This window comes from Delftia tsuruhatensis NBRC 16741 (genome assembly GCF_001571325.1).
In the GTDB taxonomy this organism is placed as follows: domain Bacteria; phylum Pseudomonadota; class Gammaproteobacteria; order Burkholderiales; family Burkholderiaceae_C; genus Comamonas; species Comamonas tsuruhatensis.
This window is the reverse complement of the sequence record NZ_BCTO01000078.1, coordinates 1-22,210: the sequence shown is the minus strand read 5'-3', so window position 1 is coordinate 22,210 and position 22,210 is coordinate 1. Positions and strand designations below refer to the sequence as shown.

General features: G+C 62.3%; 22 protein-coding genes and 2 pseudogenes. 21 read left to right on the top strand and 3 right to left on the bottom strand.

The annotated features are described in order from the left end of the window. Nucleotides 1–40 precede the first annotated feature (40 nt). The 16 genes and pseudogenes from DTS01S_RS30090 to DTS01S_RS27140 all read left to right on the top strand — a co-directional run bounded on the left by DTS01S_RS30090 (nt 41) and on the right by DTS01S_RS27140 (nt 14,218). A pseudogene (locus DTS01S_RS30090) lies at nt 41–427 on the top strand (diacylglycerol kinase). A gap of 42 nt (nt 428–469) precedes the next feature. Then, nucleotides 470–1,384 carry a LysR family transcriptional regulator gene (locus DTS01S_RS27205; protein ID WP_012204568.1) on the top strand — a complete coding sequence of 305 codons (915 nt, stop codon included), beginning with the start codon at nt 470–472 and terminating at the stop codon, nt 1,382–1,384. A 25-nt stretch (nt 1,385–1,409) separates the two neighbouring features. After that, on the top strand, nt 1,410–1,637 hold the full coding sequence (locus tag DTS01S_RS30085; protein WP_003056142.1) for an EexN family lipoprotein: 228 nt from the start codon (nt 1,410–1,412) through the stop codon (nt 1,635–1,637). Nucleotides 1,638–1,853: 216 nt separating this feature from the next. After that, on the top strand, nt 1,854–3,863 hold the full coding sequence (locus DTS01S_RS27200; RefSeq protein ID WP_043371996.1) for a conjugal transfer protein TraG: 2,010 nt from the start codon (nt 1,854–1,856) through the stop codon (nt 3,861–3,863). Then, a complete protein-coding gene (locus tag DTS01S_RS27195; RefSeq protein WP_003056139.1) occupies nt 3,860–4,324 on the top strand; it encodes a ribbon-helix-helix protein, CopG family in 465 nt (154 codons plus the stop codon). Before DTS01S_RS27200 ends, DTS01S_RS27195 begins: the two co-directional genes overlap by 4 nt. Further along, nucleotides 4,321–5,370, top strand: coding sequence for a P-type conjugative transfer ATPase TrbB (gene trbB, locus DTS01S_RS27190; protein WP_043371999.1), 1,050 nt, complete (start codon nt 4,321–4,323; stop codon nt 5,368–5,370). Before DTS01S_RS27195 ends, trbB begins: the two co-directional genes overlap by 4 nt. Continuing rightward, nucleotides 5,367–5,753 carry a TrbC/VirB2 family protein gene (locus tag DTS01S_RS27185; RefSeq protein WP_003056137.1) on the top strand — a complete coding sequence of 129 codons (387 nt, stop codon included), beginning with the start codon at nt 5,367–5,369 and terminating at the stop codon, nt 5,751–5,753. The genes trbB and DTS01S_RS27185 overlap by 4 nt, the downstream gene beginning before the upstream one ends. After that, entirely contained in the window at nt 5,750–6,022 is a 273-nt protein-coding gene (locus DTS01S_RS27180; RefSeq protein ID WP_003056130.1) for a VirB3 family type IV secretion system protein, read from the top strand. Before DTS01S_RS27185 ends, DTS01S_RS27180 begins: the two co-directional genes overlap by 4 nt. A 14-nt stretch (nt 6,023–6,036) precedes the next feature. Further along, a complete protein-coding gene (gene trbE / locus DTS01S_RS27175) occupies nt 6,037–8,508 on the top strand; it encodes a conjugal transfer protein TrbE (protein WP_043372001.1) in 2,472 nt (823 codons plus the stop codon). Continuing rightward, nucleotides 8,505–9,260 (top strand): P-type conjugative transfer protein TrbJ, encoded by a 756-nt coding sequence (gene trbJ / locus DTS01S_RS27170; RefSeq protein ID WP_003056124.1) that lies wholly within the window; start codon nt 8,505–8,507, stop codon nt 9,258–9,260. Before trbE ends, trbJ begins: the two co-directional genes overlap by 4 nt. Nucleotides 9,261–9,271: 11 nt before the next feature. Beyond that, nucleotides 9,272–9,598: a hypothetical protein gene (locus DTS01S_RS27165; RefSeq protein WP_003056123.1), complete on the top strand. Its 327-nt coding sequence runs from the start codon at nt 9,272–9,274 to the stop codon at nt 9,596–9,598. Continuing rightward, entirely contained in the window at nt 9,595–10,947 is a 1,353-nt protein-coding gene (gene trbL / locus DTS01S_RS27160) for a P-type conjugative transfer protein TrbL (RefSeq protein ID WP_043372004.1), read from the top strand. The genes DTS01S_RS27165 and trbL overlap by 4 nt, the downstream gene beginning before the upstream one ends. 18 nt (nt 10,948–10,965) lie before the next feature. Then, nucleotides 10,966–11,670, top strand: a complete 705-nt coding sequence (gene trbF / locus DTS01S_RS27155) for a conjugal transfer protein TrbF (protein WP_003056121.1) — start codon at nt 10,966–10,968, stop codon at nt 11,668–11,670. After that, nucleotides 11,667–12,668 (top strand): P-type conjugative transfer protein TrbG, encoded by a 1,002-nt coding sequence (gene trbG, locus DTS01S_RS27150; RefSeq protein WP_003056120.1) that lies wholly within the window; start codon nt 11,667–11,669, stop codon nt 12,666–12,668. Before trbF ends, trbG begins: the two co-directional genes overlap by 4 nt. A gap of 2 nt (nt 12,669–12,670) precedes the next feature. Then, nucleotides 12,671–13,946: pseudogene (locus tag DTS01S_RS27145) on the top strand (TrbI/VirB10 family protein). Next, nucleotides 13,943–14,218, top strand: coding sequence for a DUF2274 domain-containing protein (locus tag DTS01S_RS27140; protein WP_003056116.1), 276 nt, complete (start codon nt 13,943–13,945; stop codon nt 14,216–14,218). The pseudogene DTS01S_RS27145 and the gene DTS01S_RS27140 overlap by 4 nt, the downstream one beginning before the upstream one ends. Before the next feature lie 116 nt (nt 14,219–14,334). Here DTS01S_RS27140 and DTS01S_RS27135 read toward each other — a convergent pair whose 3' ends face one another. The 3 genes from DTS01S_RS27135 to DTS01S_RS27125 form a co-directional block, all read right to left on the bottom strand. Beyond that, nucleotides 14,335–14,814, bottom strand: a complete 480-nt coding sequence (locus DTS01S_RS27135) for a copper chaperone PCu(A)C (protein ID WP_003056114.1) — start codon at nt 14,812–14,814, stop codon at nt 14,335–14,337. A gap of 26 nt (nt 14,815–14,840) precedes the next feature. Next, a complete protein-coding gene (locus DTS01S_RS30080) occupies nt 14,841–15,332 on the bottom strand; it encodes an SCO family protein (protein WP_076841736.1) in 492 nt (163 codons plus the stop codon). A 115-nt stretch (nt 15,333–15,447) separates the two neighbouring features. Next, the gene (locus tag DTS01S_RS27125; protein ID WP_027011074.1) at nt 15,448–16,335 is read right to left on the bottom strand and encodes a LysR substrate-binding domain-containing protein; all 888 of its coding nucleotides are present in this window, start codon (nt 16,333–16,335) and stop codon (nt 15,448–15,450) included. Nucleotides 16,336–16,506: 171 nt separating this feature from the next. Between DTS01S_RS27125 and phnC the strand changes: the two genes are divergently transcribed. From phnC to DTS01S_RS30075, 5 genes are all read left to right on the top strand, one after another. Beyond that, the gene (gene phnC / locus DTS01S_RS27120) at nt 16,507–17,346 is read left to right on the top strand and encodes a phosphonate ABC transporter ATP-binding protein (RefSeq protein ID WP_003056095.1); all 840 of its coding nucleotides are present in this window, start codon (nt 16,507–16,509) and stop codon (nt 17,344–17,346) included. Continuing rightward, complete coding sequence (gene phnD, locus DTS01S_RS27115) at nt 17,340–18,218, top strand: phosphate/phosphite/phosphonate ABC transporter substrate-binding protein (protein ID WP_003056094.1); 879 nt, start codon at nt 17,340–17,342, stop codon at nt 18,216–18,218. Before phnC ends, phnD begins: the two co-directional genes overlap by 7 nt. After that, nucleotides 18,215–19,015: a phosphonate ABC transporter, permease protein PhnE gene (phnE, locus tag DTS01S_RS27110; protein ID WP_003056093.1), complete on the top strand. Its 801-nt coding sequence runs from the start codon at nt 18,215–18,217 to the stop codon at nt 19,013–19,015. The genes phnD and phnE overlap by 4 nt, the downstream gene beginning before the upstream one ends. Before the next feature lie 8 nt (nt 19,016–19,023). Further along, on the top strand, nt 19,024–20,007 hold the full coding sequence (locus DTS01S_RS27105; RefSeq protein WP_011517523.1) for an NAD(P)-dependent oxidoreductase: 984 nt from the start codon (nt 19,024–19,026) through the stop codon (nt 20,005–20,007). Between the two features lie 577 nt (nt 20,008–20,584). After that, nucleotides 20,585–22,123, top strand: a complete 1,539-nt coding sequence (locus DTS01S_RS30075) for an IS3 family transposase (protein WP_003056089.1) — start codon at nt 20,585–20,587, stop codon at nt 22,121–22,123. Nucleotides 22,124–22,210 lie beyond the last annotated feature (87 nt).

Sequence of the window (22,210 nt, the reverse complement as noted above, 5' to 3'; positions counted from 1 at the left end):
TCTCATGAAAGATAAAAAACACACAATCGCAGCTGATTCCATGTCCGCATTCGAAAATAAACAAAAATCTCGCCGAGGAATATTGAGAATTTGGCATGCGTCCCATTACTCAATTCAGGGATTGCGCGCTGGATGGAATGAGCCGGCCTTTAGACTTGAGTCAGTATTTTCCTTTGTGTTGGTCCCATTGGCCTTCTGGTTGGGGCAGGGATGGGTCGAAGTCGCTCTTCTCTCAGGAAGTATCCTTATTTTGATGATTGTGGAGCTACTCAATACTGCTGTGGAATCGGCGATTGATCGTATTGGCCCTCAATGGCATTAGCTATCAAAGCGTGCAAAGGACATGGGAAGCGCTGCCGTGCTGTTAGCCACTTTGCTGACTGGGGGGGTTTGGCTGTCAGCACTCTGGCAAAGGCTGATTAATTAGCCGCGCAAATGAAATTAGACGAATTAAAGTGGAGTGAGCACAATGGAGCTTCGACATCTTCGCTGCTTTCTCATCGTTGCGGAGGAACTTCATTTCGCTCGCGCCGCTGAACGACTACATATCGACCAATCTCCACTTTCACGCACTATCAAAGAATTAGAAGAGGAACTTGGTGCTCGTTTATTCATTCGTACTACCCGAAGCACTCAACTAACCCGTGCCGGGCGACAGCTTTTGGAGCATGTCCCGCGCATTTTTACCGCATTGGATCAGGCCCGTGATGGCGTCAAGTCGGCCACCAACGGATTTTTAGGCCAGTTACGCATTGCCTTGTCTGATGGTGTAACACCCACACGATTGTCAACTTTGCTGGCGCGATGCCGTGAAGAGGACCCTGAAGTTGAGATGCGTCTGTTTGAGGTGCCGCTCGGGCTGCAGATCAAGGGTTTGCATGAAGATCTGTATGACGTAGGTTTTTCGATGGCAGAGGATGGAGGCGATGGGATCTTGGTCACACCTGCTTGGGAAGATGAACTGATGGTAGCGGTGCCAGCCCGCCATCCCGTGCTCGCCTTCAAACAGGTTCCGCTGAAAGAAGTGCTGCGCTATCCGTTGGCACTGGGCGACCCGGCGGTCTGCGAAGGCCACGCGCGGCAGATCGATCGTTTTCTGCGCAAGCTCGATCAGGAGCCGCTGATTGCGCAGCGCGTGGCAACCTTCGACGTGATGATGACGCTGGTTTCCGCTGGCCTGGCTTTGGGCCTAGCGGGCGAGGCGCATATCGCCTCCAGCCGCGAGCCGGGTGTCGTGGCCCGCCGCTTGGCAGGCAAGCCATACATGCTTACGACCTATCTGCTACGCCGCGATGCGGAGCCGTCCGAGATGCTGGCTCGGTTCATCGAGCGTGTGGCCTTCATTGATTCGGCAGACGGTATCGACGCTGCCGACGATGCCTGAACCATCCGACGAAAGGACTGGAATCATGAACAGAGTGATGCTACTGATGCTGACCGTCGCACTGACCGCATGTGGCTCGTCTCAACCTTCGGAAACCGTGGATTTCCTCGCGGCGCATCCCGAGCGCATCAAGGAGATTCAACGGCAATGCAAGGAAGATCGCACAAAAGTCGGTGATGAACTTTGCCGCCGTGCTGCCGAAGCCGCCAATCGGCGTTTCTTCGGTGACCGACCTGAGCAGAAGTCCAAATAGCTCTGTTGTAGTCGCTTCGCAGCGACAAAGTTCTCGCTGACACCTCACTACGCCGCAACGCGCTCCCGTCTGCGGCGTTTTTATTGCCTTCGCTCCTGCAAGAAATCAGGCTTTTTCGGCCTAAATCCCCGCCATAACGGTCTTTGACCGACCTATGCACACGCCTTGATCCTGATGCACGCGGCACGTTGTTGTGCCGTGATTGGAGGCGGGATCATGCAAGGGACGAACGTGCTGTTCGGTCAGATCGCCGTGGTATTCGGCATCGTGATCGCCGGCGTGTGGGCAGCCACACAATGGACAGCCGCCGCCCTGGGCTATCAGCTACGCCTTGGCTCGCCCTGGTTCGACTTCTTCGGTACGCCGGTCTATCACCCGTGGCGGCTGTTCGAGTGGTGGTTCTTCTTCGATGCCTACGCGCCCAGCGTCTTTGACATCGGCGGCGCCATTGCGGGTGGCAGCGGCCTGGTGGCCGTGCTGGTGGCCATCGGCATGTCGATCTGGCGCTCGCGGCAATCGCGCCTGGTCACGACCTACGGCTCGGCGCGCTGGGCGAACGCGGATGACATTCGCGAGGCCGGTCTCACGCAGCCGGACGGCGTGTTCCTCGGCCAGCACGAACGCCAGTACCTGCGCCACGAAGGTCCGGAACACGTCCTGACCTTCGCACCAACCCGCTCGGGCAAAGGCGTGGGCCTGGTGGTGCCCACCTTGTTGAGCTGGCCCGCGTCCGCCGTCATCCATGACATCAAAGGCGAGAACTGGCAGATCACCGCAGGCTGGCGCTCGCGCTTCTCGCATTGCCTGCTGTTCAACCCGACCGATGCGAAGTCAGCGGCCTACAACCCGCTGCTGGAGGTGCGTCGCGGCGCCCATGAGGTGCGCGACGTGCAGAACATCGCGGACATCCTGGTCGATCCCGAAGGCGCGCTGGAGCGGCGCAACCATTGGGAGAAGACCAGCCATGCTCTGCTGGTCGGCGCCATCCTGCACGTGCTCTATGCGGGCGAGGACAAGACGCTGCGCGGCGTCGCCAACTTCCTCTCCGATCCGGCTTGCCCATTCGAGCTGACGCTGCACCGGATGATGACCACGCCGCATCTCGGCTATGGCCCGCATCCGGTCGTCGCATCGGCGGCGCGCGAAGTGCTCAACAAGTCGGACAACGAGCGTTCCGGCGTGTTGAGCACGGCCATGTCGTTCCTCGGCCTGTACCGCGACCCTACGGTGGCCGAAGTCACGTCGCGTTGCGATTGGCGGATTGCCGACCTGATCGCGGCCGAGCATCCGGTATCGCTGTACCTTGTGGTGCCGCCTTCAGATATTTCGCGGACGAAGCCGCTGATCCGCCTGATCCTCAATCAGATCGGGCGACGGCTGACGGAATCGCTCGATGGCTCCGACGGCATCGAGCGCCGCCACAAGCTGCTGCTGATGCTTGACGAGTTCCCGGCGCTCGGGCGGCTCGACTTCTTCGAGACGGCACTGGCCTTCATGGCGGGCTATGGCATTCGCAGCTTTCTCATCGCGCAGTCGCTCAATCAGATCGACAAGGCGTATGGGCAGAACCATTCGATTCTGGACAACTGCCATGTCCGCGTGACGTTCGCCACCAACGACGAACGCACGGCCAAGCGGATCTCCGAAACGCTGGGCACTGCAACCGAGCTGCGCGCACAGCGCAACTACGCAGGCCACCGGCTCGCGCCGTGGCTGGGCCACCTGATGGTGTCGCGCCAGGAGACCGCGCGCCCACTGCTGACGCCGGGCGAAGTGATGCAGTTACCGCCGGATGAAGCCGTGGTGATGGTGTCCAGCGTGGCGCCGATCAAGGCCAAAAAGCTGCGCTATTACGCGGACACCAATTTCAAGCGGCGCGTGCTGCCGCCGCCCGTGCTTGCGGCCGGACGCTATGCCGACGTTCCGCCCTCGCGAGCCGACGACTGGAGCGGGCTGGCGATTCCCGCCGTGCCTGCCGCAGCGGCCACTGCACCTACTGATGGCCTGGAGCACTTGGGTTCGGCCGACGACGGCGGACCGCGCCGTCAGCCCGAACTTTCCGAAGCCGTCGCCTACGACCCCGAGCTGGCCGCGTCCGCAGCCGACCTCGGGTTGCTCGATGACGATGACGACCTGCCGCTTCCCCTTCCTCGCCAGCTTGACCCGGCCATGCAGCGCACGGCCCGGCTGGCTTCCCTCGACCCCAACGACGGAATCGAGCTATGAGCCACTACCGCCTCAACCTGTTCATCCAGCCGGAGCATGCCAAGCGTCTGGACGAGCTGGCCGCCAAGAAAGGCGTATCGAAATCCAGCATCGTCGCGGCGGCGCTCGCATCGTGGCTGTCGCCCGATGCTGCCGACCAGCGCGAGGCAGCGATTGCCAAGCGGCTTGATCGCCTCTCGCGCCAGGCCGAGCGCATGGAGCGCGACCAGAACATCGCCATCGAAACGCTGGCGCTGTTCATCCGCTATTACCTCACGGTCAGCACGCCAGTTCCCGAGGCGCACCAAGACGCGGCACGCGCACAGGGCAAAGCGCGCTTCGAGCAGTTCGTTGAACAGTTGGGTCGCCACCTGCTGCGCGGTCGAAGCCTGGTGCGCGATGTGGTGGAGGAACTGCACCCCGACCCGGCGCGGATGGATGACGCGGCGGCAGTTGCCGAAGCGCAAGAGCGCGCCTCATGAGCGTCGCACCTTCGTCCTTCGCCACCTCGCTCGACCGCCGCATTCAGATGCTGCGCACGGCGATGGGGCCGCTGATCGCTGCCGCGCTCGAAGACCCGGACGTGGTGGAAGTCATGCTCAATCCTGATCGCACCCTTTGGGTGGATCGGCTTTCATCGGGCCGCGCACCGATGGGCGTGGAGCTGTCCGAGGCGGACGGCGAGCGAATCATCCGCCTTGTCGCCGCCCACGTTGGCGCAGAAGTCCATCGCGGCCAGCCGCTACTGTCCGCCGAACTGCCCGAAACCGGCGAACGCTTCGAGGGTATCTTGCCGCCCGCCGCGCCAGGGCCGGCCTTCGCGCTGCGGAAGCGCGCCATCGGTGTGATTCCGCTGGAGCGGTACGTCATCGACGGGATGATGACCAGCGCGCAGGCGGGCTTTCTCGTTCGTGTCGTGCGCGAGCGGCAGAACGTCCTGATCGCCGGCGCCACCAGCAGCGGCAAGACCACGCTCGCCAATGCGCTGCTGGCCGAGATCGCCGCCACGGGCGACCGCGTGCTGGTGCTCGAAGACACGGTGGAACTGCAATGCGCGGCCCGCGACCACGTTCCGCTGCGCACCCGCGCAGGCGTGGTGTCGATGACCGAGCTTGTGCGCTCGTCCATGCGCCTGCGGCCTGACCGCGTGGTCGTGGGCGAGGTGCGCGGCGCCGAGGCGCTGGATCTCATCAAGGTGTGGGGCACGGGCCATCCGGGTGGCATTGCCACGATCCACGCCGGCTCCGCCCTCGGCGCGCTGCTGCGCCTGGAGCAACTGATTCTCGAAGTGGCGGTGAACCCGCCCCGCGCGCTGATCGCCGAGGCGGTCAACGTGGTGATCCACATCGCCGGGCGCGGACGCAAGCGCCGCATCGAGAGCATCGCCCGCGTCGTCGGCTTCGACGGCGTGGGTTACCGACTGGCGGATGCGATGGACGCGCCGTTTCCCGAGCTGCCGCCACTTCCCGATGCCGCACCCGCTGCGGCGACTTCCCCATCCCTCGACCTTTCTGGAGAACTGCCATGACGCACGTTGATGCTTTCCGTATTTCTGTAAATCCGCTTTCCCGCCGCTCCAGTCCCGCGCGGCTGGATGGCCTGGCCCGCCCGGCCATGCAAGGCTTGATGCTCGCTGCCTTCATGCTGCTGCTTGCGGGCACTGCACAGGCCGCCGGTTCCTCGATGCCGTGGGAAGGCCCGCTGCAATCCATCCTTGAATCCATCCAGGGGCCGGTGGCGCGCATCGTCGCGGTCATCATCATCATCGCCACGGGCCTCGCGCTCGCGTTCGGCGACACGTCGGGCGGCTTTCGCAAGCTGATCCAGATCGTGTTCGGCTTGAGCATCGCCTTCGCCGCGTCCTCGTTCTTCCTGTCGTTCTTCAGCTTCTCGGGCGGGGCCGTCGTATGAGTGCCCCGGACACCTTCGCGGCCGGGTTCGAGGTGCCGCTGCATCGCTCGCTCACCGAGCCGATCCTGCTGGGCGGCGCACCGCGCACCGTGGCGATCGCCAACGGCACCTTGGCCGCCGCTGTCGGGCTAGGCCTGCAACTGTGGATTCCCGGTGTCGTGCTCTGGATCGTCGGCCATTCGCTGGCGATGCGGGGCGCGCGCGTCGATCCGCAGTTCATGGCCGTGTTCGCGCGGCACATCAAGCACCGCCCGCTGCTGGACGTGTAGGGGAGGACGCCGCGATGCTGAACCTCGCCGAATACCGCCAGCGACCGGCCTTGCTCGCCGACTGGCTGCCCTGGGCCGGACTGGTGGCACCGGGCGTCGTCTTGAACAAGGACGGCAGCTTCCAGCGCACGGCGCGCTTTCGTGGCCCCGACCTCGACAGCGCGACGCAAGGCGAGCTGATCGCCACATCGGCGCGCTTGAACAACGCGCTGCGCCGCCTGGGTTCGGGCTGGGCGCTGTTCATCGAAGCCGAGCGCCGGTCTGCCGCCGACTACCCGCACTCCGATTTCCCCGAACCGCTGTCCTGGCTGGTCGATGAAGAACGCCGCGCCGCCTTCGAGGATTCGGGCAACCACTTCGAGAGCGGCTATCACCTGACGCTGGCCTACCTGCCGTCCGAGGAATCCCGTGCTCGGGCCGCGGGCCTGCTGTACGAAAACCGGCCCACCGAAGGCGTGGATTGGCGCGAGCGGCTGCACGCCTTCGTCGCTGAAACGGATCGCATCTTCGACCTGCTCGATGGCGTGATGCCGGAGATCGCCTGGCTTGATGACAGCCAGACGTTGACCTACCTGCATTCGACCGTCTCGACGCGCCGCTACCGCGTCGGCGTTCCCGAAGTGCCGTTCCACATCGACGCGCTGCTGACCGATTCCGCGCTGGTCGGTGGCCTGGCGCCGATGCTGGGCGACCAGCACCTGCGCGTGGTGTCGGTGCGCGGTTTCCCGACCTCGACCTGGCCGGGGATTCTGGACGACCTCAACCGCCTGGGCTTCGCGTATCGCTGGAGTACGCGCTTTCTGTGCCTCGACAAAGCCGAGGCGGAAAAAGAACTCGCCCGACTGCGCCGCCAGTGGTTTGCGAAAAGGAAGAACGTCATCGCGTTGCTGCGCGAGACGATCTTCCAGCAGGAAAGCCCGCTGGTCGATACCGACGCCAACAACAAGGCCGCCGACGCCGATGCTGCCTTGCAGGAGCTGGGCAGCGATCAGGTCGCCTTCGGCTACCTGACGGCGACCGTCACCGTCATGGACGCGGACGCCGCCGTTGCCGACGAGAAGCTGCGCATGGTGGAGCGCGTCATCCAGGGGCGCGGCTTCGTCACCATCCCCGAAACGCTCAACGCCGTGGATGCGTGGCTGTCGTCCATTCCGGGCAACGCATACGCCAATGTCCGCCAGCCCATCGTCTCGACGCTGAACCTGGCGCACATGATGCCGGTGTCGGCGGTATGGGCCGGCCAGGAACGCAATGCGCATCTCGATGGGCCGCCGCTGATCGTCACGCGCACAGACGGCGCCACGCCGTTCCGGCTGGTGACGCACATCGGCGACGTGGGCAACACGCTGGTGGTTGGCCCCATCGGCATGGGCAAGTCGGTGCTGCTGGCGACGATGGCGATGCAGTTCCACCGCTATCGCGGCTCGCGCATCTTCGCCTTCGACATGGGGCGCTCGATCCGCGCGGCCATCCTGGGCATGGGCGGCGAGCACTACGACCTGGGCGCGGACGACGAGATCGCCTTCCAGCCGCTGGCGCGCATCGACCGAGAGGGCTACCGCACCTGGGCCAGCGAATGGGTGGAAGGCCGCCTGCTGCACGAAGGCGCGGCCGTCGGCCCGGACGAGAAGGCGGCCATCTGGTCTGCGCTGGGGAGCCTGGCCAGCGCGCCGGTGGAGCAGCGCACGCTCACGGGCCTGACGGCCTTGCTGCAATCGAACACCTTGCGCCAGGCACTCGCGCCCTACGTCCTGGGCGGCGCGCACGGCAGGCTGCTGGATGCCGACCACGACCGCCTCGGCACATCCGACGTGCAGGCGTTCGAGATGGAGGAGCTGATGCACAGCAAGGCTGCTGTGCTCGCGGTGCTGCGCTACCTGTTCGCGCGCTTCGAGGAGCGGCTGGATGGTGCGCCCACGCTGCTGATCCTCGATGAAGCCTGGCTGTTCCTCGATGACCCGGTGTTTGCGGCGCGCATCCGCCAGTGGCTCAAGACGCTGCGCAAGAAGAACGTCAGTGTCATCTTCGCCACGCAGTCGCTCGCGGACGTGAAGGATTCGGCCATCGCGCCGGCCATCATCGAAAGCTGCGCGAGCCGGATTTTCTTGCCGAACCCGCAAGCGACCGAACCGCAGATTCGCGCGATCTACGAGGGCTTCGGCCTCAACAGCCGGCAGATCGAGATCGTCGCCACCGCGCAGCCCAAGCGCGACTACTACTACCAATCCCGCCTCGGCAACCGCGTGTTCGACCTCGACCTGGGGCCGGCGACGCTGGCCTTCGCGGGTGCTTCCACGCCGCAAGACCAGCGCGCCATTGATGAGGTTCTTGGCCGCGTGCCGCAGGACGCCGGCGTGCCCGGCTTCGCGGGCGCCTGGCTGCGCCATCGCGGCCTCGATTGGGCGGCCGACCTGCTGCCCTCGTTCCCCGGCTACGCGCCGGGTTCCCTCCGTACCGCTGACCACCCCCAGGAGAACCAACTATGAAATTGCATACCCCCAAGCTCGCCGCGTTGACCGCCGCCTGCGTGCTCGCATTCGGCATCGCGCAACCCGCCCACGCCTTGTTCGGCGTCGGCGACATCGTGCTCGACCCGACCAATCTGGTGCAGAACACGCTCACCGCCGTTCGCACGCTGGAGCAGATCAATAACCAGATCCAGCAACTCCAGCACGAAGCGCAGATGCTCATCAACCAGGCGCGCAACCTGGCCAGCCTGCCGTCCAGCGTGGTCGGCCAGTTGCGCGCGAACCTGGCGACCACCCAGCGACTGATCGCGCAGGCCAAGGGCTTGGCCTACGAAGTGACAAGCATCGACCGCGAATTCGTGCGCCTGTATCCCGAGAAGTACGCCGCCACGGTGAGCGGCAATCAGATGTACCTCGATGCGCAGGAGCGTTGGAAGAACACGCTCAACGGCCTGCAAACGACCATGCAGATGCAGGCCCAGGCGTCGCAGAACCTGAGCGACGACGAAAGCGTGCTGGCCGACCTCGTGGGCAAGAGCCAGTCGGCCGAGGGCGCGCTGCAAGCGATGCAGGCCATGAACCAGTTGCTGGCCTTGCAGGCCAAGCAGTCGATCCAGACGCAGCGGCTCCAGATCACGCAAGACCGCGCGGCCTCGCTGGAACTGGCGCGGCAGGCGGCGGCCACGGAGCGCGGGCGCGAAGTGACGCGCCGCTTCCTGGGCGAAGGCACGCCGTACACGCCGCAGCCCGTCAATTTCTACAACCGCTGACGGAGGCTGCCATGCAACGCACGCCCGTCGTGTTTGCTTTCGCCATTCATGCGCTGGTGCTGGCCGGCTGTGACCGGCCGCAGCAAGTGTCGGTGAATGCGCTCGCCGCCGACCCGGCCCGGTTGCACGCGCTGCGCGCGCAGTGCCGCGCGGGCGCGCACGACGGCGCGTTTTGCGCGCAGGTGGCACAGGCCGACCTGCGGCGCTTTCTCTCCGGCCAGGCCGGGCCGAATGAGTACCAGACGCTGGCCGACCTGCCGCCGATCCCGCCCAGCTTCGATGAACCCGCCGATGGCAGCGCGGCAATCGCTCTGCCTGGGCAGGAGGACTCGCCATGAACGACGTGACGGTCATCGACCGCTTCCTTGACACCTTCTCGCGCTACATCGACTCGGGCTTTGGCCTGTTGCACGGCGAAGTGGCGTTTCTGACCGCCACGCTGATCGTCATCGACATGACGCTCGCCGGGCTGTTCTGGGCGATGAGCCATGCCACCGGCCAGGGCGAGGACGTGATCGCCAAGCTGATCCGCAAGGTGCTGTACGTCGGCGCCTTCGCCTACATCATCGGCAACTTCAACTGGTTGGCTGGCATCGTGTTCCGCTCCTTCGCCGGGCTGGGCCTGACGGCCAGCGGCTCGACCCTGAGCATGGAGAACTTCCTGCAACCGGGCCGGCTGGCGAAGGTCGGCATCGACGCCGGTGCGCCGATCCTGAAACAGATCGGCGACATGGCGGGCTTCCCCGAAGTCTTCGTGAACATCACGCCCATCGTCGTGATGTTCCTCGCTTGGCTGATCGTCCTGCTGTGCTTCTTCGTGCTGGCGATCCAGCTTTTCATCACGCTGATCGAGTTCAAGCTGACCACGCTTGCCGGCTTCGTGCTGGTGCCGTTCGCGCTCTGGAACAAGACCGCATTTCTCGCCGAGAAGGTGCTGGGCAACGTGGTGTCGTCCGGCATCAAGGTGCTGGTGCTGGCGGTGATCGTGGGCATCGGCTCGGGCCTGTTCGCCGAGTTTCAGGTACAGCCCGCCGAACCATCCATCGACCACTCCGTGGTCGTGATGCTGGCCTCGCTGACGCTGCTGGCCTTGGGCATCTTCGGGCCGGGCATTGCAACCGGGCTGGTGTCCGGCAGCCCGCAGCTCGGCGCAGGTGCGATGGCCGGTGCGGCGCTGGGCGCGGCCGGCGCTGCTGTTGCCGTGGGCGCTGCGGCTACGGGCGTCGGCGGCGCAGTCGCCGCCGGGGCGCGCATGGCGCCCGCAGCCGCCAAGCTGGCCGGTAGCGGAGCGCGTGCCGCCACTGGGGCCGCCAGCAGCGCGCGGTCGGCGTTTCAGGCGGGTTCTGCATCCGCCGGCGGTGGCCTCAAGGGCGCCGCCGCCGGCGTGGGCAATGTCGCCAAGACCGGCGCGCAGGCGGCCGGGCAGAAGGTGGCTGATGGTGCGCGCTCGATGAAGGAGCGTGTCGCCGCCGCCTTCCGGCCCGATGACGCCGGATCGGCGTCAGGGGGCGGTGCCGCACAGGCTGCAAACGAGCCAACCCCATCCACCGCGCAACCCGCCTGGGCCAAGCGCCTGCATCGCAGGCAGCAGCTCACCCATGCCGCGACGACCGCCGCCCACACGCTGCGCGGCGGCGATGGCGGCAGCTCCAGCCAAGGCCCGAGCCTGCGCGATTCCGATTCCTGATCTTCAAGGAGAACTCCCATGCGATTCAAACGACCGCAGGTGCGCTACGCCGATACGCCACAGCCTGCTACTCCGTATCAATCCGCCGCCCAGGTTTGGGACGAGCGCATCGGCTCGGCCCGCGTGCAGGCCAGAAACTGGCGTTTCATGGCCTTTGGCTGCCTCACGCTGGCCGTGCTGATGGCGGGCGGCCTAGTCTGGCGCTCGGCGCAGTCCATCGTCACGCCCTACGTCATTGAGGTGGACAACGCGGGCCAGGTGCGCGCTGTCGGCGAGGCCGCCACGCCCTACAAGCCCAGCGATGCGCAGATCGCCTACCACCTGGGCCGCTTCATCGGCCTGGTGCGCTCGCTGTCCATCGACCCCATCGTGGTGCGGCAGAACTGGCTCGATGCCTACGACTACACGACCGACAAAGGCGCGGTCGTGCTCAACGAGTACGCCCGCACGAATGACCCGTTCGCGCGCATCGGCAAGGAGTCGGTGACGGTGCAGATCACCAGCGTGACCCGCGCCAGCGACACGTCTTTCAACGTGCGCTGGACGGAAACGCGCTTCGTCAATGGCGCGCTGGATCGCACCGAACGCTGGAACGCGGTGATTTCCACGGTGCTGCAAACCCCGCGCACCGAGCAGCGTCTGCGCAAGAACCCCCTGGGCATCTACGTCAACGGGCTGTCGTGGAGCCGCGAACTGGAAGCTAACGAAGGAGCAAAACCATGAATGATCTTTTCCGTAAATCCGCCTTGCCGGTGATGCTTCTGGCTTCGACCGTGCTGTTCTCTGGCTGCGCTACTCAGGGCAAGCCGCCACCGACCATTTCGCTCGATGAGCCGGTGCAGGCCCAGCCGCTGCCGGAGCCACCAAAACCGGTGGAGGTGGTCACGGTGCCGCAGCCGCTCGCGCTGCCGTCGCAGTTGAAACCACTGCCAGAGACCGAGGAGGCCAAGCCCGCGCCGGAACCCGCGGATGAGAAAGTGCGCGTCTCGCGCGCCAATGCCGAGGCCCGTGTCGCGCCCACGCGCGAAGGCTACGTCAACGCGATCCAGGTCTGGCCCTTTACCGATGGCGCGCTTTACCAGCTCTATGCGGCCGTGGGCCGCGTGACGGTGGTTTCGCTGCAGCCCGGCGAGGAACTGGTGACGGTCGCGGCCGGCGACACGGTGCGCTGGATCGTCGGGGACACGTCGAGCGGCAGCGGTGAGGCTCTGCGCGTCAACGTGATGGTCAAGCCGATCCGCTCGGGCTTGAAGACCAATCTGGTCATCACCACCAGCCGCCGGACGTATCTGCTGGAGCTGACTTCGACCGAAAAGACGTGGATGGCGTCGGTGTCCTGGGAGTACCCGAAGGACAAGATGCTGGCCTTGCAGCGCCAGGCGCAGGCGGCCAGCGCCGCCGCCCCGGTCGATAGCGGCCTGTCGCTGGAGAAGATCCGTTTCCGCTATGCCATCAGCGGCAGCAATCCGCCGTGGAAGCCGCTGCGTGCTTTCGATGACGGCGAGAAGGTCTACATCCAGTTCCCGCCCGGCATCGCCCAGGGCGAGCTGCCGCCGCTGTTCGTGATCGGCGCGCAAGGCGACGGGCAACTGGTGAACTACCGATTCCGTGCGCCGTACTACATCGTTGATCGCCTGTTCGGCGCGGCCGAACTGCGCCTGGGCGGGGACAAAGGCGACGTGGTGCGGATTGAGCGCACGGACGGCACACGGAGGAACTGACCATGAGCCAGGACGATTCCCCTGATCTTGCGGCGCAGGCGGGCAAGGTCGCGCCCGAGGCGGTGGCGCTGCGCGCCCAGCCGCGCCCGGTCACGCGCCTGAACCGGCGCACGCTGGCCATCCTCGTCGGCGTCCTGTCGGTCGCCGTGCTCGGGGCCACGATCTGGTCATTGCAGCCGCACCGGCGCGGCACGGGCGAGCAGACCGAGCTTTACAACGTCGATCGCGTCTCGAAGTCCGAGGGGCTGGATGGTCTGCCGGCCGACTACTCGAAGCTGCCGCCGAAGGTGCCCGAGCTGGGGCCGCCGCTGCCGGGTGATCTCGGCCCAGCCATCGTGAAGTCGCAGCAGCCGGTGACGCCGGCCTACGCACCGCCGGGACATGATCCGGCGGATGCGTGGCGCAAGGAGGCCGATGCGGCGGCGAACTCGTCGGTGTTTTTCCGCTCGGGCAACCAAGGCAAGGCCACCGCGCCGGTCACGGCGCAAGCCGCTGCGGCTGCGCCCGGCAGCGCCTTGGCGGGCTTCGACCCGCTGGCCGCTGGCCGCTGGCCCGGCCTCGACGGCGGCCCAGCCATCCGACCCGACAGCCGTGCAGAACCGGCAAGACCAGAAAGAGGCTTTCCTGAAAGGCGGTTCTACGGAAACCCGCAATTCCGGCAATCTCCAGATGCCGGCCTCGCCGTATCAGGTCATGGCGGGAACGGTGATCGCGGGCGCGCTGGTGACGGGCATCAAGTCCGATCTGCCGGGCGACGTGATAGCCACGGTGACGGAGCCGGTCTATGACACGGCCACTGGCAAGTTCCTGCTGATCCCACAGGGATCGCGCATCCTGGGCAAGTACAACAGCCAGGTGAGCTACGGGCAGAGCCGCGTACAGGTGGTGTGGAACCGCGTCATCCTGCCGGACACGTCCTCGCTGAAGCTAGACAACCTGGCGGGCACTGACCCTGCCGGCTATTCCGGCCTGGAGGATGGCGTCGATTGGCATTGGGATCGCGTCTTCGCGGGTGCGGCGCTGACGACCCTGCTGGGCGTGGGTGCCGAGTTGGCCGCACCGGAAAACCGGCAGGATGGCAACCGCATCGTGATCGCTGGGCGCGATAGCGCGCAGGACAGCATCAACCAGGTCGGCCAAGAGATGACCCGGCGCAACATGAACATCCAGCCGACGCTGACCGAGCGGCCGGGCCTGCCGGTGCGGATCATCGTCAACCGCGATTTTGTGCTGCGGCCGTACCAGCCTATGTTCTTCAACCGTGGAATTGCGAAATGAACACCACCAGGAAGTTGCGGCTTGGGCCGCTGCCCAAGGTCGAGAGCGTCAAGCTGGCCTTTGCGTGCCCGGTCAGCCTGAAAGCCGACCTCGACCGTTACGCCGCGCTGCACGCGCAGGTGTACGGCGAAGCGGTCGATGCCACGACGCTGATCCCGCACATGCTAGAGGCCTTCATGCAAGGAGACCGTGGGTTTCAGAGAAACAGCGCTAGTAAACACGCATTGCAAAACGCTGGTGGAGTAACCATCTCCGGTTGCCGTACGCCGTGAGCTTTTTGGCTATGCGTGACCTAGGTTGCGGGAGTTGGCATCGCGGCTTCGAATTTCGAGGGCTGCAAGCGGTGGGGTGTGCTACAGGTGCGCCATTCACCCACCCGCCAAGTGCTTCAGTGCTTGTGGCCGCCCTGGGCATCGTGGCCAGCCGGCTGGGCGCTGGCGTTGAGCGCACGCACGGGAGCCTTCACTTCGACCGATTCGCGCTTGCCGTCCGGGCCCTCGATGACGAGGGTCAGAGGCACCGTGTCGCCTTCCTTCACCTGCTGCTTCAGGTCCATCAGCATCACGTGGTAGCCGCCGGGCTTGAGTTCCACGGTCTTGCCTGCGGGCAGCTCGACGGCCGGCACCTGGCGCATCTTCATCACGTTGTCCTGCATGGCCATCTCGTGGACCTCGACGGCGGGCGTAAGCGGCGAGCTGGCCGAGACCAGCTTGCTATTCTTGGTTGCCTTCAACTGCATGAAGGCGCCGGTGGCTTTCTGTTGCGGTACGGTGGCGCGCACCCAGGCATCTTTGACGGTGACTTGCGCCTGGGCGGTGGCCGCGAGCAGCGAGGCGGCGACGATGGCTGTGCGGATGACGAGTTTCATGGTGTTCTCCTTGAGGGGATAGAGGGTCAGGCAGGGTTCAAGAGCTTGCGGATGTCGTCCGCATAGTCTTGGGCGGGTTGCTCATGGCGCAGGGCCAAGCGCAGCTTTCCTAGCGGGTCGTAGACGTAGCTGAGCGATGTGTGGTCCATGGTGTAGGACGATCCCGTCGGCATTTTCTTGTAGTAGACCTTGAAGTCCTTGGCGATCTGTGCGGTGCGTTCCAGGTCGCCGTACAGACCGATAAAGCTGGGGTCGAATGCAGCCGTGTAGGCTTTGAGCACCTCGGGCGTGTCGCGCTCGGGATCGACCGTGACGAACAGTGTCTGGAAGCGCTCGCCGTCGGGGCCGAGAAGCCGCTTGACCTCGGCCGCCCGCGCCAGGGCCGTCGGGCAGACATCTGGGCACTGAGTGAAGCCGAAGAAGACCAGGATGGCCTTGCCTCGGAAGTCCGCCAGCGTGCGCTCATTGCCATCCGGGTCGGAGAGCCGGATGTCCGTGGCATAGGTTGCACCGGTCAGATCGACACCTTTGTACGTGGGGACGTCTCAGGCCTGTTTGACTGACAGCATGGCTGCTAACGATAGGCTTGGCATGAATGATCCACTCGGGCCCTGTCGCCAAGTTCGTGAATCTTTAGGCCAGGCCTCTTCTCACCTCTTTTGCCAAGTCGAAAATCGTTGCTATCAGCGGAGCGTTCTGTCGTTCGCGACGACAGATGAAGTCGACGTGGGTGGCCATTGCTGTATCCAGAATCTTCAGCTTCACAAGACGCGGATCTGGAACATAGGCTGTCTCGGCAACGACGCCTAGTCCTATTCCTTGTGCGACTGCCTCGCGGACAGCCTCCCGGCTTCCCATCTCCAGCGCAACCTGGATGTTGATATTGCGGGCAATTAGCTCGCTCTCGAAGACTCTTCTTGTCGTTGAACCTTCCTCACGTATGACGAAGCGCTGGCTCTGAAGGTCCTTGAGCACTATCTCACCGCACCGGGCTAGGGCGTGCTCTCGGTTCGCAAAGACCACCAGGCGCTGTGACCTGTATGGCATGCAATGGAGTTCGGGGTGCTCGGCGTGATTGAGGACCACGCCGACATCACCCTGGTAGTCGAGGAGCTTTTCCGTGATTGAGCGGGAGTCGCCTACACGGACAGAGACCTCGACCTGGGGATGGCGGCTCCCGAAGGCCTTCAGAACAGGGACTACGTTGTACGGGCCGATCGCGTGAATCACAAGACGCCCGACGAATCGGTTTTTGGCTGCTGCCAAAAGGGCGTGCGCATCTTCCTCGCCGCTGAATGCCCGCCGCGTGTAGTCCAGCAGAGTCCTGCCAAAGGTAGTCAGCTCAAGCCGGCGGCCTTGACGAAGAAAAAGCTCCACGCCGTACTCATTCTCCAGGCGCTGAATATGCGCTGAGATGGTGGGCTGCTGTAGATCAAGCAGCTTCGCAGCAGCAGTCATGCTTCCGGCCCTTGCCGTCGCATCAAAGGCTTTCAAAGCCGCAAGTAGCGTGAGTCCAGACATAGGTGTTATCTATAGATACCCCTATTTTTCGGGGTGCAAGTTTCATATTGATGACACGTTCCACGAACAAACTGCACGCATGCCTAGCCGTATCGAACTTCTTTCTGCGGCAAATGTGCGTCATAAGCGCTCTCGCGCTGCTCGCAGGCAGAAACTTGCAAAGGTAACAACATGAAGTTGGAGAAGGACCGAGACGTTCTGAGTCTCAAGGGAGTTTCCGTCCGCTACGTTGACTCGACCGTGGCCTTGCACCCGACGAGTCTGGATGTGAAGCAGGGAGAGTTTTTGGTGCTTCTGGGCGCCTCGGGCGCAGGGAAGTCCACCTTGTTACGAAGCATCAATGGACTGGTGCTGCCCACAAAAGGCGAGGTATCGATACCTGGCCTGGCAGGTGGGGTAGTCAACGCAAAGACGCTGAGAGAGCACCGCAAGCGCTGTGGGATGGTTTTCCAGCAGCATCATCTGATTGGACGTCAGTCGGTCCTCAGGAATGTTCTGATGGGAAAGCTCGGTGACAGGGGTGCATTCGCTTCGCTATGGCCGTGGAGCAAGAAGGACAAGCTGGAGGCGCTCACAGTGATTGAGCGTGTCGGGCTGCTCGAAAAGGCGCTCTCCCGGGCTGATGCCTTGTCTGGGGGGCAGCAGCAGCGCGTAGGCATAGCTAGGGCGCTAATACAGAAGCCACGAATCCTGCTGGCCGATGAGCCTGTTGCCAGCCTGGACCCGGCAACCGCACATAGCGTGCTCACCTTGTTGCATGAGATCTGCAAAAAGGACCACCTCACCGCAATCGTGAGTCTTCACCAGGTGGAGCTCGCGCGCTCGTTTGCAGACCGAATCATTGGGCTCCGCCAGGGAGCTGTTGTATTCGAGGGTAGGGCAGAGCAGCTGAGTCCTGATGTTGCGCGGAACCTCTATGCAAAGCAGTCCAACGCTTCCAACACGAGTGCGTCCACTGATAGCCCCCGAACTCTTCAATCCAGTCAAACCAAGGAGCTCTTGCCATGCTGAATCGCCGTAACTTCTCTCTTGTTGTCAGCGCAGCTTCTTTTGCTGCACTCCTTCCTCTGTGGGCTCATGCGCAGGGAAAGGATCCATCAAAGCTTCGTGTCGCCCTTCTTCCAGATGAGAACGCTGCCAGCATCATCCAGAACGCGCAGCCTCTTAAGCGCTATCTTGAACAGCAGCTCAAGAAGGATGTTGAGATTGTGGTGACTACCGATTACTCCTCGATGATCGAGGCAATGCGGTTCGGTCGGATTGAGGTAGCGTACTTTGGACCGTTTTCGTACGTTTTGGCCAAATCTAAGGCGTCCGGGATTGAGCCCTTTGCGGTGGGCGTTGAACGTGGGTCGCCCACATACCAGTCGGTCCTCATCGCAACGGCCGGAGGGCCGGTGAAAACGCTTGAAGACGTGCGCGGCAAGCCCTTCGGATTTGGCGACCAGGCGTCCACATCAAGCCACCTTGCACCACGTGCACACCTGCTCAAGAAGTACAAGCTTGATGGTGAGAAGGACTATCGGCCAGTTCACCTTGGGGCACATGACGCGGTCGCACGTGCGGTGCAGTCGGGTCAGATTCCAGCCGGGGCTCTGTCCAAGCCGATTCTGGACAACCTCATCGCTCGAGGAAGCATTGATGCCACGAAGATTGTTCAGCTTGACCTTTCTGCTCCCATTCCAAACTATCCGGTCGTCATGCAGGGGGACCTCAAGCCTGAGCTCAAAGCTGCCATCCGCTCTGCCTTTCTGGACATGAAGGATGCTGAGGTGCTCAAGGCGTTTCGTGTCCAGGCGTTTGCCGCCACTGATGACGCTGCATATGACGTCCTTAGGGATACCGCAACCATCCTGAAGCTTGATTTGGGCCGTATGCAATGACCTCGGCTGCATTCGAGAACATCATCAGTCGCGACAAGCGGGAGCAGTTCATTGGACTGCGCAATACAGCGTTCGTCCTTCTGGTTTGCCTTGTAGCCCTGTACGTCACGGGGTTCTTCGATGCACAGCGGTTCATCGAAGGCGCCCCGGCTGTCAAGCAGCTCTCATCTGAGATGGTCCCTCCCAACTTCGACCGCTGGGAGCACTGGGTCATCCCGCTGAGGGACACCTTGGCGATGTCGATTGCCGGCACAGCACTGACTATCGTGCTTTCACTTCCGCTGGCGCTCCTGGCGGCTCCAAACACCACCCCCAATCCTTTGGTGGGAAGAGTGGCCAGAGTCATCCTGGCGGCATTCCGGTCCGTGCCAGAAATCATTCTTGGCATTCTGTTCGTGGCAGCCGTAGGGTTTGGTGCTCTACCTGGGGTGCTCGCACTAGCGTTGCATTCCACGGGAATGGTCGCAAAGTTTTACGCGGAAGCCATTGAGCACGTGGATCCGAAGCCACTTGAAGCAGCTGCTGCGGTAGGCGCAAGCCGCTTTCAGGTCATCTCGCATGCCGTTATCCCCCAAGTCCTTCCACAGTTGGCAGACATAACCATCTATCGCTGGGAGTACCACTTCAGGGCCTCCGCAGTACTTGGCATTGTCGGTGCAGGTGGCATCGGCTTCGAGTTGATGGCAGCACTTCGCCTTGTCAAGTATGACGAGGTCTCAGCCATCCTTCTGTCGATTCTTGCCTGTGTCCTCGTGGTTGACAGCATTGGATCGATGCTGCGAAAGCGTCTCAAGTAAATCGAAAAATGAATCATCGGAAAATCGTCGTAACGCAGCCAGTTCATGAAGAGGTTCTAAGGAAGCTCCAGGCTGAGGGTGAGGTCATCATGAATCCAGGGCCTGACCCCTGGAGCCCCAGCCAGCTCAGGGAGTACCTCGTGGATGCTGATGCCATGATGGCCTTCATGACAGACAGTGTGACCAAAGAGTCGCTGCTGAACGCTCCCAGGCTCAAGACCATCTCCTGTGCACTCAAGGGGTACGACAACTTCGACCTGAGGGCTTGCGCACAAGCCGGGGTGAGCGTCACCTTTGTTCCTGACCTCCTCACAGAGCCCACAGCCGAGCTGGCCATCGGATTGGCTATTGCTGCTGGCAGGAACGTGCTTCAGGGTGACGCCGCTACAAGAGCAGGCTACTCTGGGTGGAGGCCAGCTCTATACGGAACCGGGCTTCATGGGTCGGTGGCCAGCGTGATCGGTCTCGGAAAAGTTGGGCAGGCCATATTGGCGCGACTCGCGGGCTTTGGCTGCGCGCGGCTGCTTGGTGTAGACCCAAGTGTGCGTCTAGATCAGGTCGAACTGGTCACGCTTGATGAGGCTGTCAGCACATCGGACTATGTGTTCCTGGCAGTGCCTCTTGTTAGCGATACGCGCCACCTGGTTGACTCCAGGATGCTTCAACTATCGAAAAAGGGCCAGATCCTTGTAAACGTGGGTAGGGGGTCTGTGGTCGACGAAAGGGCGGTTGTCGATGCCTTGGCGAATGAGCAACTTGGCGCGTACGCCGCTGACGTCTATGAGATGGAAGATTGGCTACTTCCAGACAGACCTCGCGAAATTCATCCGGGATTGACCAACAACGCCAGAACAGTACTCACTCCCCACATCGGCTCGGCTGTGAGACGCGTACGGTTCGAAATTGAAATGCGGGCTGCTGAGAACCTAGTCCGCTCACTCAGGGGCGAGAGTTTGAGTGATGTTGCTGTCGAGGCCAGCGCGGCAGCATAGGTATGGTTGCTCGGCGGTTTGCACGCCAGCTGAAATGGGCGCGGCTTCAGAGCCTATGTCCTATGGCTGGGTGCAACCTGCCCGTGTGATGCCATCCTGCTCGCCAAGGGGAAATGACTTGAGTCATCATCGAAGTGGTTTAGCGATGATGTTCTCTGCACGGCGCAGCTCATGGGGTAAGCCCAAATGGGCGCATGGCAAACACCAGATACTTCGAGGGGTCAGGCTACAACACTGATCGTTCTTGGCCTCTGATAGTGGTTTCAACCCAGGACGTTTCAGCTGAGGTCATTACATTCGGCTCGTAGTAGAGGTGACGCTGCTTTGCGAGTTCTTGGACTGCACGGCTGAACCCTAGGTCTAATACAACCGCACTGCGCAGAGTGTTGAGATGCACCGCCGAAAGTGTCTCCCTCGCCCCTTTAGGGTCTGCCTTAGAGTTCACGCAGACGACGAGGTGCGTTGTCGCCGATAGACTGCTTTGATGCATCTCAATGAATCTAGGCTGTTGATTTCCACGCAGAACTGACCCGCCGGGGATGCGGACAAAAACTTGGACTACCAGGGGAGGTAGTTCATGTACTCATACGCAGACAGGATTCGTGCAGTTGCGCTTTACATCAAGCTTGGCTTGCGTGTCAGAGCCACGATTCGCCAGTTGGGGTACCCAACCAAGAACGCATTGAAAGGCTGGTATCAGCACTACCTGAAGCATCAGGATTTGCCAGCAAGCCAAGCTCCAAGAGCACCAAAATATTCGCTGCAGCAAAGGCAGGTGGCTATTGCTCATTACCTCGCCCATGATCGCTGTATTGCTGCAACGATGAGGGCTTTGGGTTATCCGGGTCGAGGAACGTTGACTGCGTGGGTTCGGCAAGACTGCCCTGACACCTGCAAATCGAGAGTAGGCAGATCTTGGCCGGCTACAAAGCCTGATGCCTTGATGTGTGAGGGCGTGGTGCAGCTGTGTGCCCGTCGATCAAGTGCACAGCAGATTGCGGACAAGTTAGGGGTGTGTAGGGGGACCTTGTACAACTGGAAAAATCAGTTGCTTGGCCCTTGTGCCCCAGCCTCAATGAAACACAGTCCAAAGCGATCGCCAGTGTTGGATGAAGCAGCACTCAGGCGCCAAGTTGAATCATTGCGCCAGGATGTTCGGCGGCTGAAGATAGAACGTGAGCTTCTCAAGCAGGCCCATGAAATCTTAAAAAATGGGGCTGACATTGATCTGCATAGGCTGGCAAACAAAGATAAGGCTGTGCTGGTTGAAGCGTTGCACGGGCAGTATGAATTGCCAGAACTGCTTTCTCTTGTTGGCCTTGCTAGAAGCTCGTATTTTTACCATCGTGCTCGGCTGAAGCTGGCTGACAAATACGTTGATTTACGCCGAAGCATCACAGAGATCTTCGACAACAACTACCGTTGCTATGGATATCGCAGGGTGCAGGCATCTCTGCTCAAGGAGTGCACGGGCATCTCAGAGAAGGTGGTTCGTCGGCTGATGAAGCAGGAGGGGTTGATCGTGGCCAAGCCCAAACGCCGCAGATATAACTCCTACCTTGGAGAGATAGGTGCCGCCCCGCAAAACCTCATCAATCGAGACTTCCGTGCCGCTGCGCCCAATGAGAAGTGGCTCACCGACATTACTGAACTCCAGATTCCTGCTGGCAAGGTTTACCTGTCGCCAGTCATTGATTGCTTTGACGGGCTGGTGGTGAGCTGGTCGATTGGGACTCATCCCAACGCACATCTCGTCAACACAATGCTGGATGCGGCCATTGATGCTGTTCAAGGCAGCGAGAGCCGCCCTGTGATTCATTCTGATCGTGGAGCTCACTACCGCTGGCCAGGCTGGCTCTCGAGGGTCCATGATGCAAAGTTGACTCGCTCGATGTCTCGCAAAGGGTGCTCACCAGACAACGCTGCGTGCGAAGGCTTTTTTGGAAGGCTAAAGATGGAGCTGTTCTATCCCAACAACTGGCAATCAACAACGATTGAGCAGTTCATTGAAGCTGTCGATGCGTACATTCGTTGGTACAACGAAAAACGTATCAAGGTATCTCTGGGACGTTTAAGTCCTGTGGAATACCGGCACAAACTTGGCCTAGCCGCATAAAACCAGTCCAAGTTTTTATCCGCACCCCCACCGGGGGCTAGTGGGTCACTTCTGGGTGGAAATCAACACGCTTGGGCTGCTGCCGGT

Excerpts from the sequence above, each read along its gene's own strand:
- DTS01S_RS27205 (WP_012204568.1), top strand. The coding sequence starts at position 470 with ATGGAGCTTCGACATCTTCGCTGCTTTCTCATCGTTGCGGAGGAACTT.
- DTS01S_RS30085 (WP_003056142.1), top strand. The coding sequence starts at position 1,410 with ATGAACAGAGTGATGCTACTGATGCTGACCGTCGCACTGACCGCATGT.
- DTS01S_RS27200 (WP_043371996.1), top strand. The coding sequence starts at position 1,854 with ATGCAAGGGACGAACGTGCTGTTCGGTCAGATCGCCGTGGTATTCGGC.
- DTS01S_RS27195 (WP_003056139.1), top strand. The coding sequence starts at position 3,860 with ATGAGCCACTACCGCCTCAACCTGTTCATCCAGCCGGAGCATGCCAAG.
- trbB (WP_043371999.1), top strand. The coding sequence starts at position 4,321 with ATGAGCGTCGCACCTTCGTCCTTCGCCACCTCGCTCGACCGCCGCATT.
- DTS01S_RS27185 (WP_003056137.1), top strand. The coding sequence starts at position 5,367 with ATGACGCACGTTGATGCTTTCCGTATTTCTGTAAATCCGCTTTCCCGC.
- DTS01S_RS27180 (WP_003056130.1), top strand. The coding sequence starts at position 5,750 with ATGAGTGCCCCGGACACCTTCGCGGCCGGGTTCGAGGTGCCGCTGCAT.
- trbE (WP_043372001.1), top strand. The coding sequence starts at position 6,037 with ATGCTGAACCTCGCCGAATACCGCCAGCGACCGGCCTTGCTCGCCGAC.
- trbJ (WP_003056124.1), top strand. The coding sequence starts at position 8,505 with ATGAAATTGCATACCCCCAAGCTCGCCGCGTTGACCGCCGCCTGCGTG.
- DTS01S_RS27165 (WP_003056123.1), top strand. The coding sequence starts at position 9,272 with ATGCAACGCACGCCCGTCGTGTTTGCTTTCGCCATTCATGCGCTGGTG.
- trbL (WP_043372004.1), top strand. The coding sequence starts at position 9,595 with ATGAACGACGTGACGGTCATCGACCGCTTCCTTGACACCTTCTCGCGC.
- trbF (WP_003056121.1), top strand. The coding sequence starts at position 10,966 with ATGCGATTCAAACGACCGCAGGTGCGCTACGCCGATACGCCACAGCCT.
- trbG (WP_003056120.1), top strand. The coding sequence starts at position 11,667 with ATGAATGATCTTTTCCGTAAATCCGCCTTGCCGGTGATGCTTCTGGCT.
- DTS01S_RS27140 (WP_003056116.1), top strand. The coding sequence starts at position 13,943 with ATGAACACCACCAGGAAGTTGCGGCTTGGGCCGCTGCCCAAGGTCGAG.
- DTS01S_RS27135 (WP_003056114.1), bottom strand. The coding sequence starts at position 14,814 with ATGAAACTCGTCATCCGCACAGCCATCGTCGCCGCCTCGCTGCTCGCG.
- DTS01S_RS27125 (WP_027011074.1), bottom strand. The coding sequence starts at position 16,335 with ATGTCTGGACTCACGCTACTTGCGGCTTTGAAAGCCTTTGATGCGACG.
- phnC (WP_003056095.1), top strand. The coding sequence starts at position 16,507 with ATGAAGTTGGAGAAGGACCGAGACGTTCTGAGTCTCAAGGGAGTTTCC.
- phnD (WP_003056094.1), top strand. The coding sequence starts at position 17,340 with ATGCTGAATCGCCGTAACTTCTCTCTTGTTGTCAGCGCAGCTTCTTTT.
- phnE (WP_003056093.1), top strand. The coding sequence starts at position 18,215 with ATGACCTCGGCTGCATTCGAGAACATCATCAGTCGCGACAAGCGGGAG.
- DTS01S_RS27105 (WP_011517523.1), top strand. The coding sequence starts at position 19,024 with ATGAATCATCGGAAAATCGTCGTAACGCAGCCAGTTCATGAAGAGGTT.
- DTS01S_RS30075 (WP_003056089.1), top strand. The coding sequence starts at position 20,585 with ATGTACTCATACGCAGACAGGATTCGTGCAGTTGCGCTTTACATCAAG.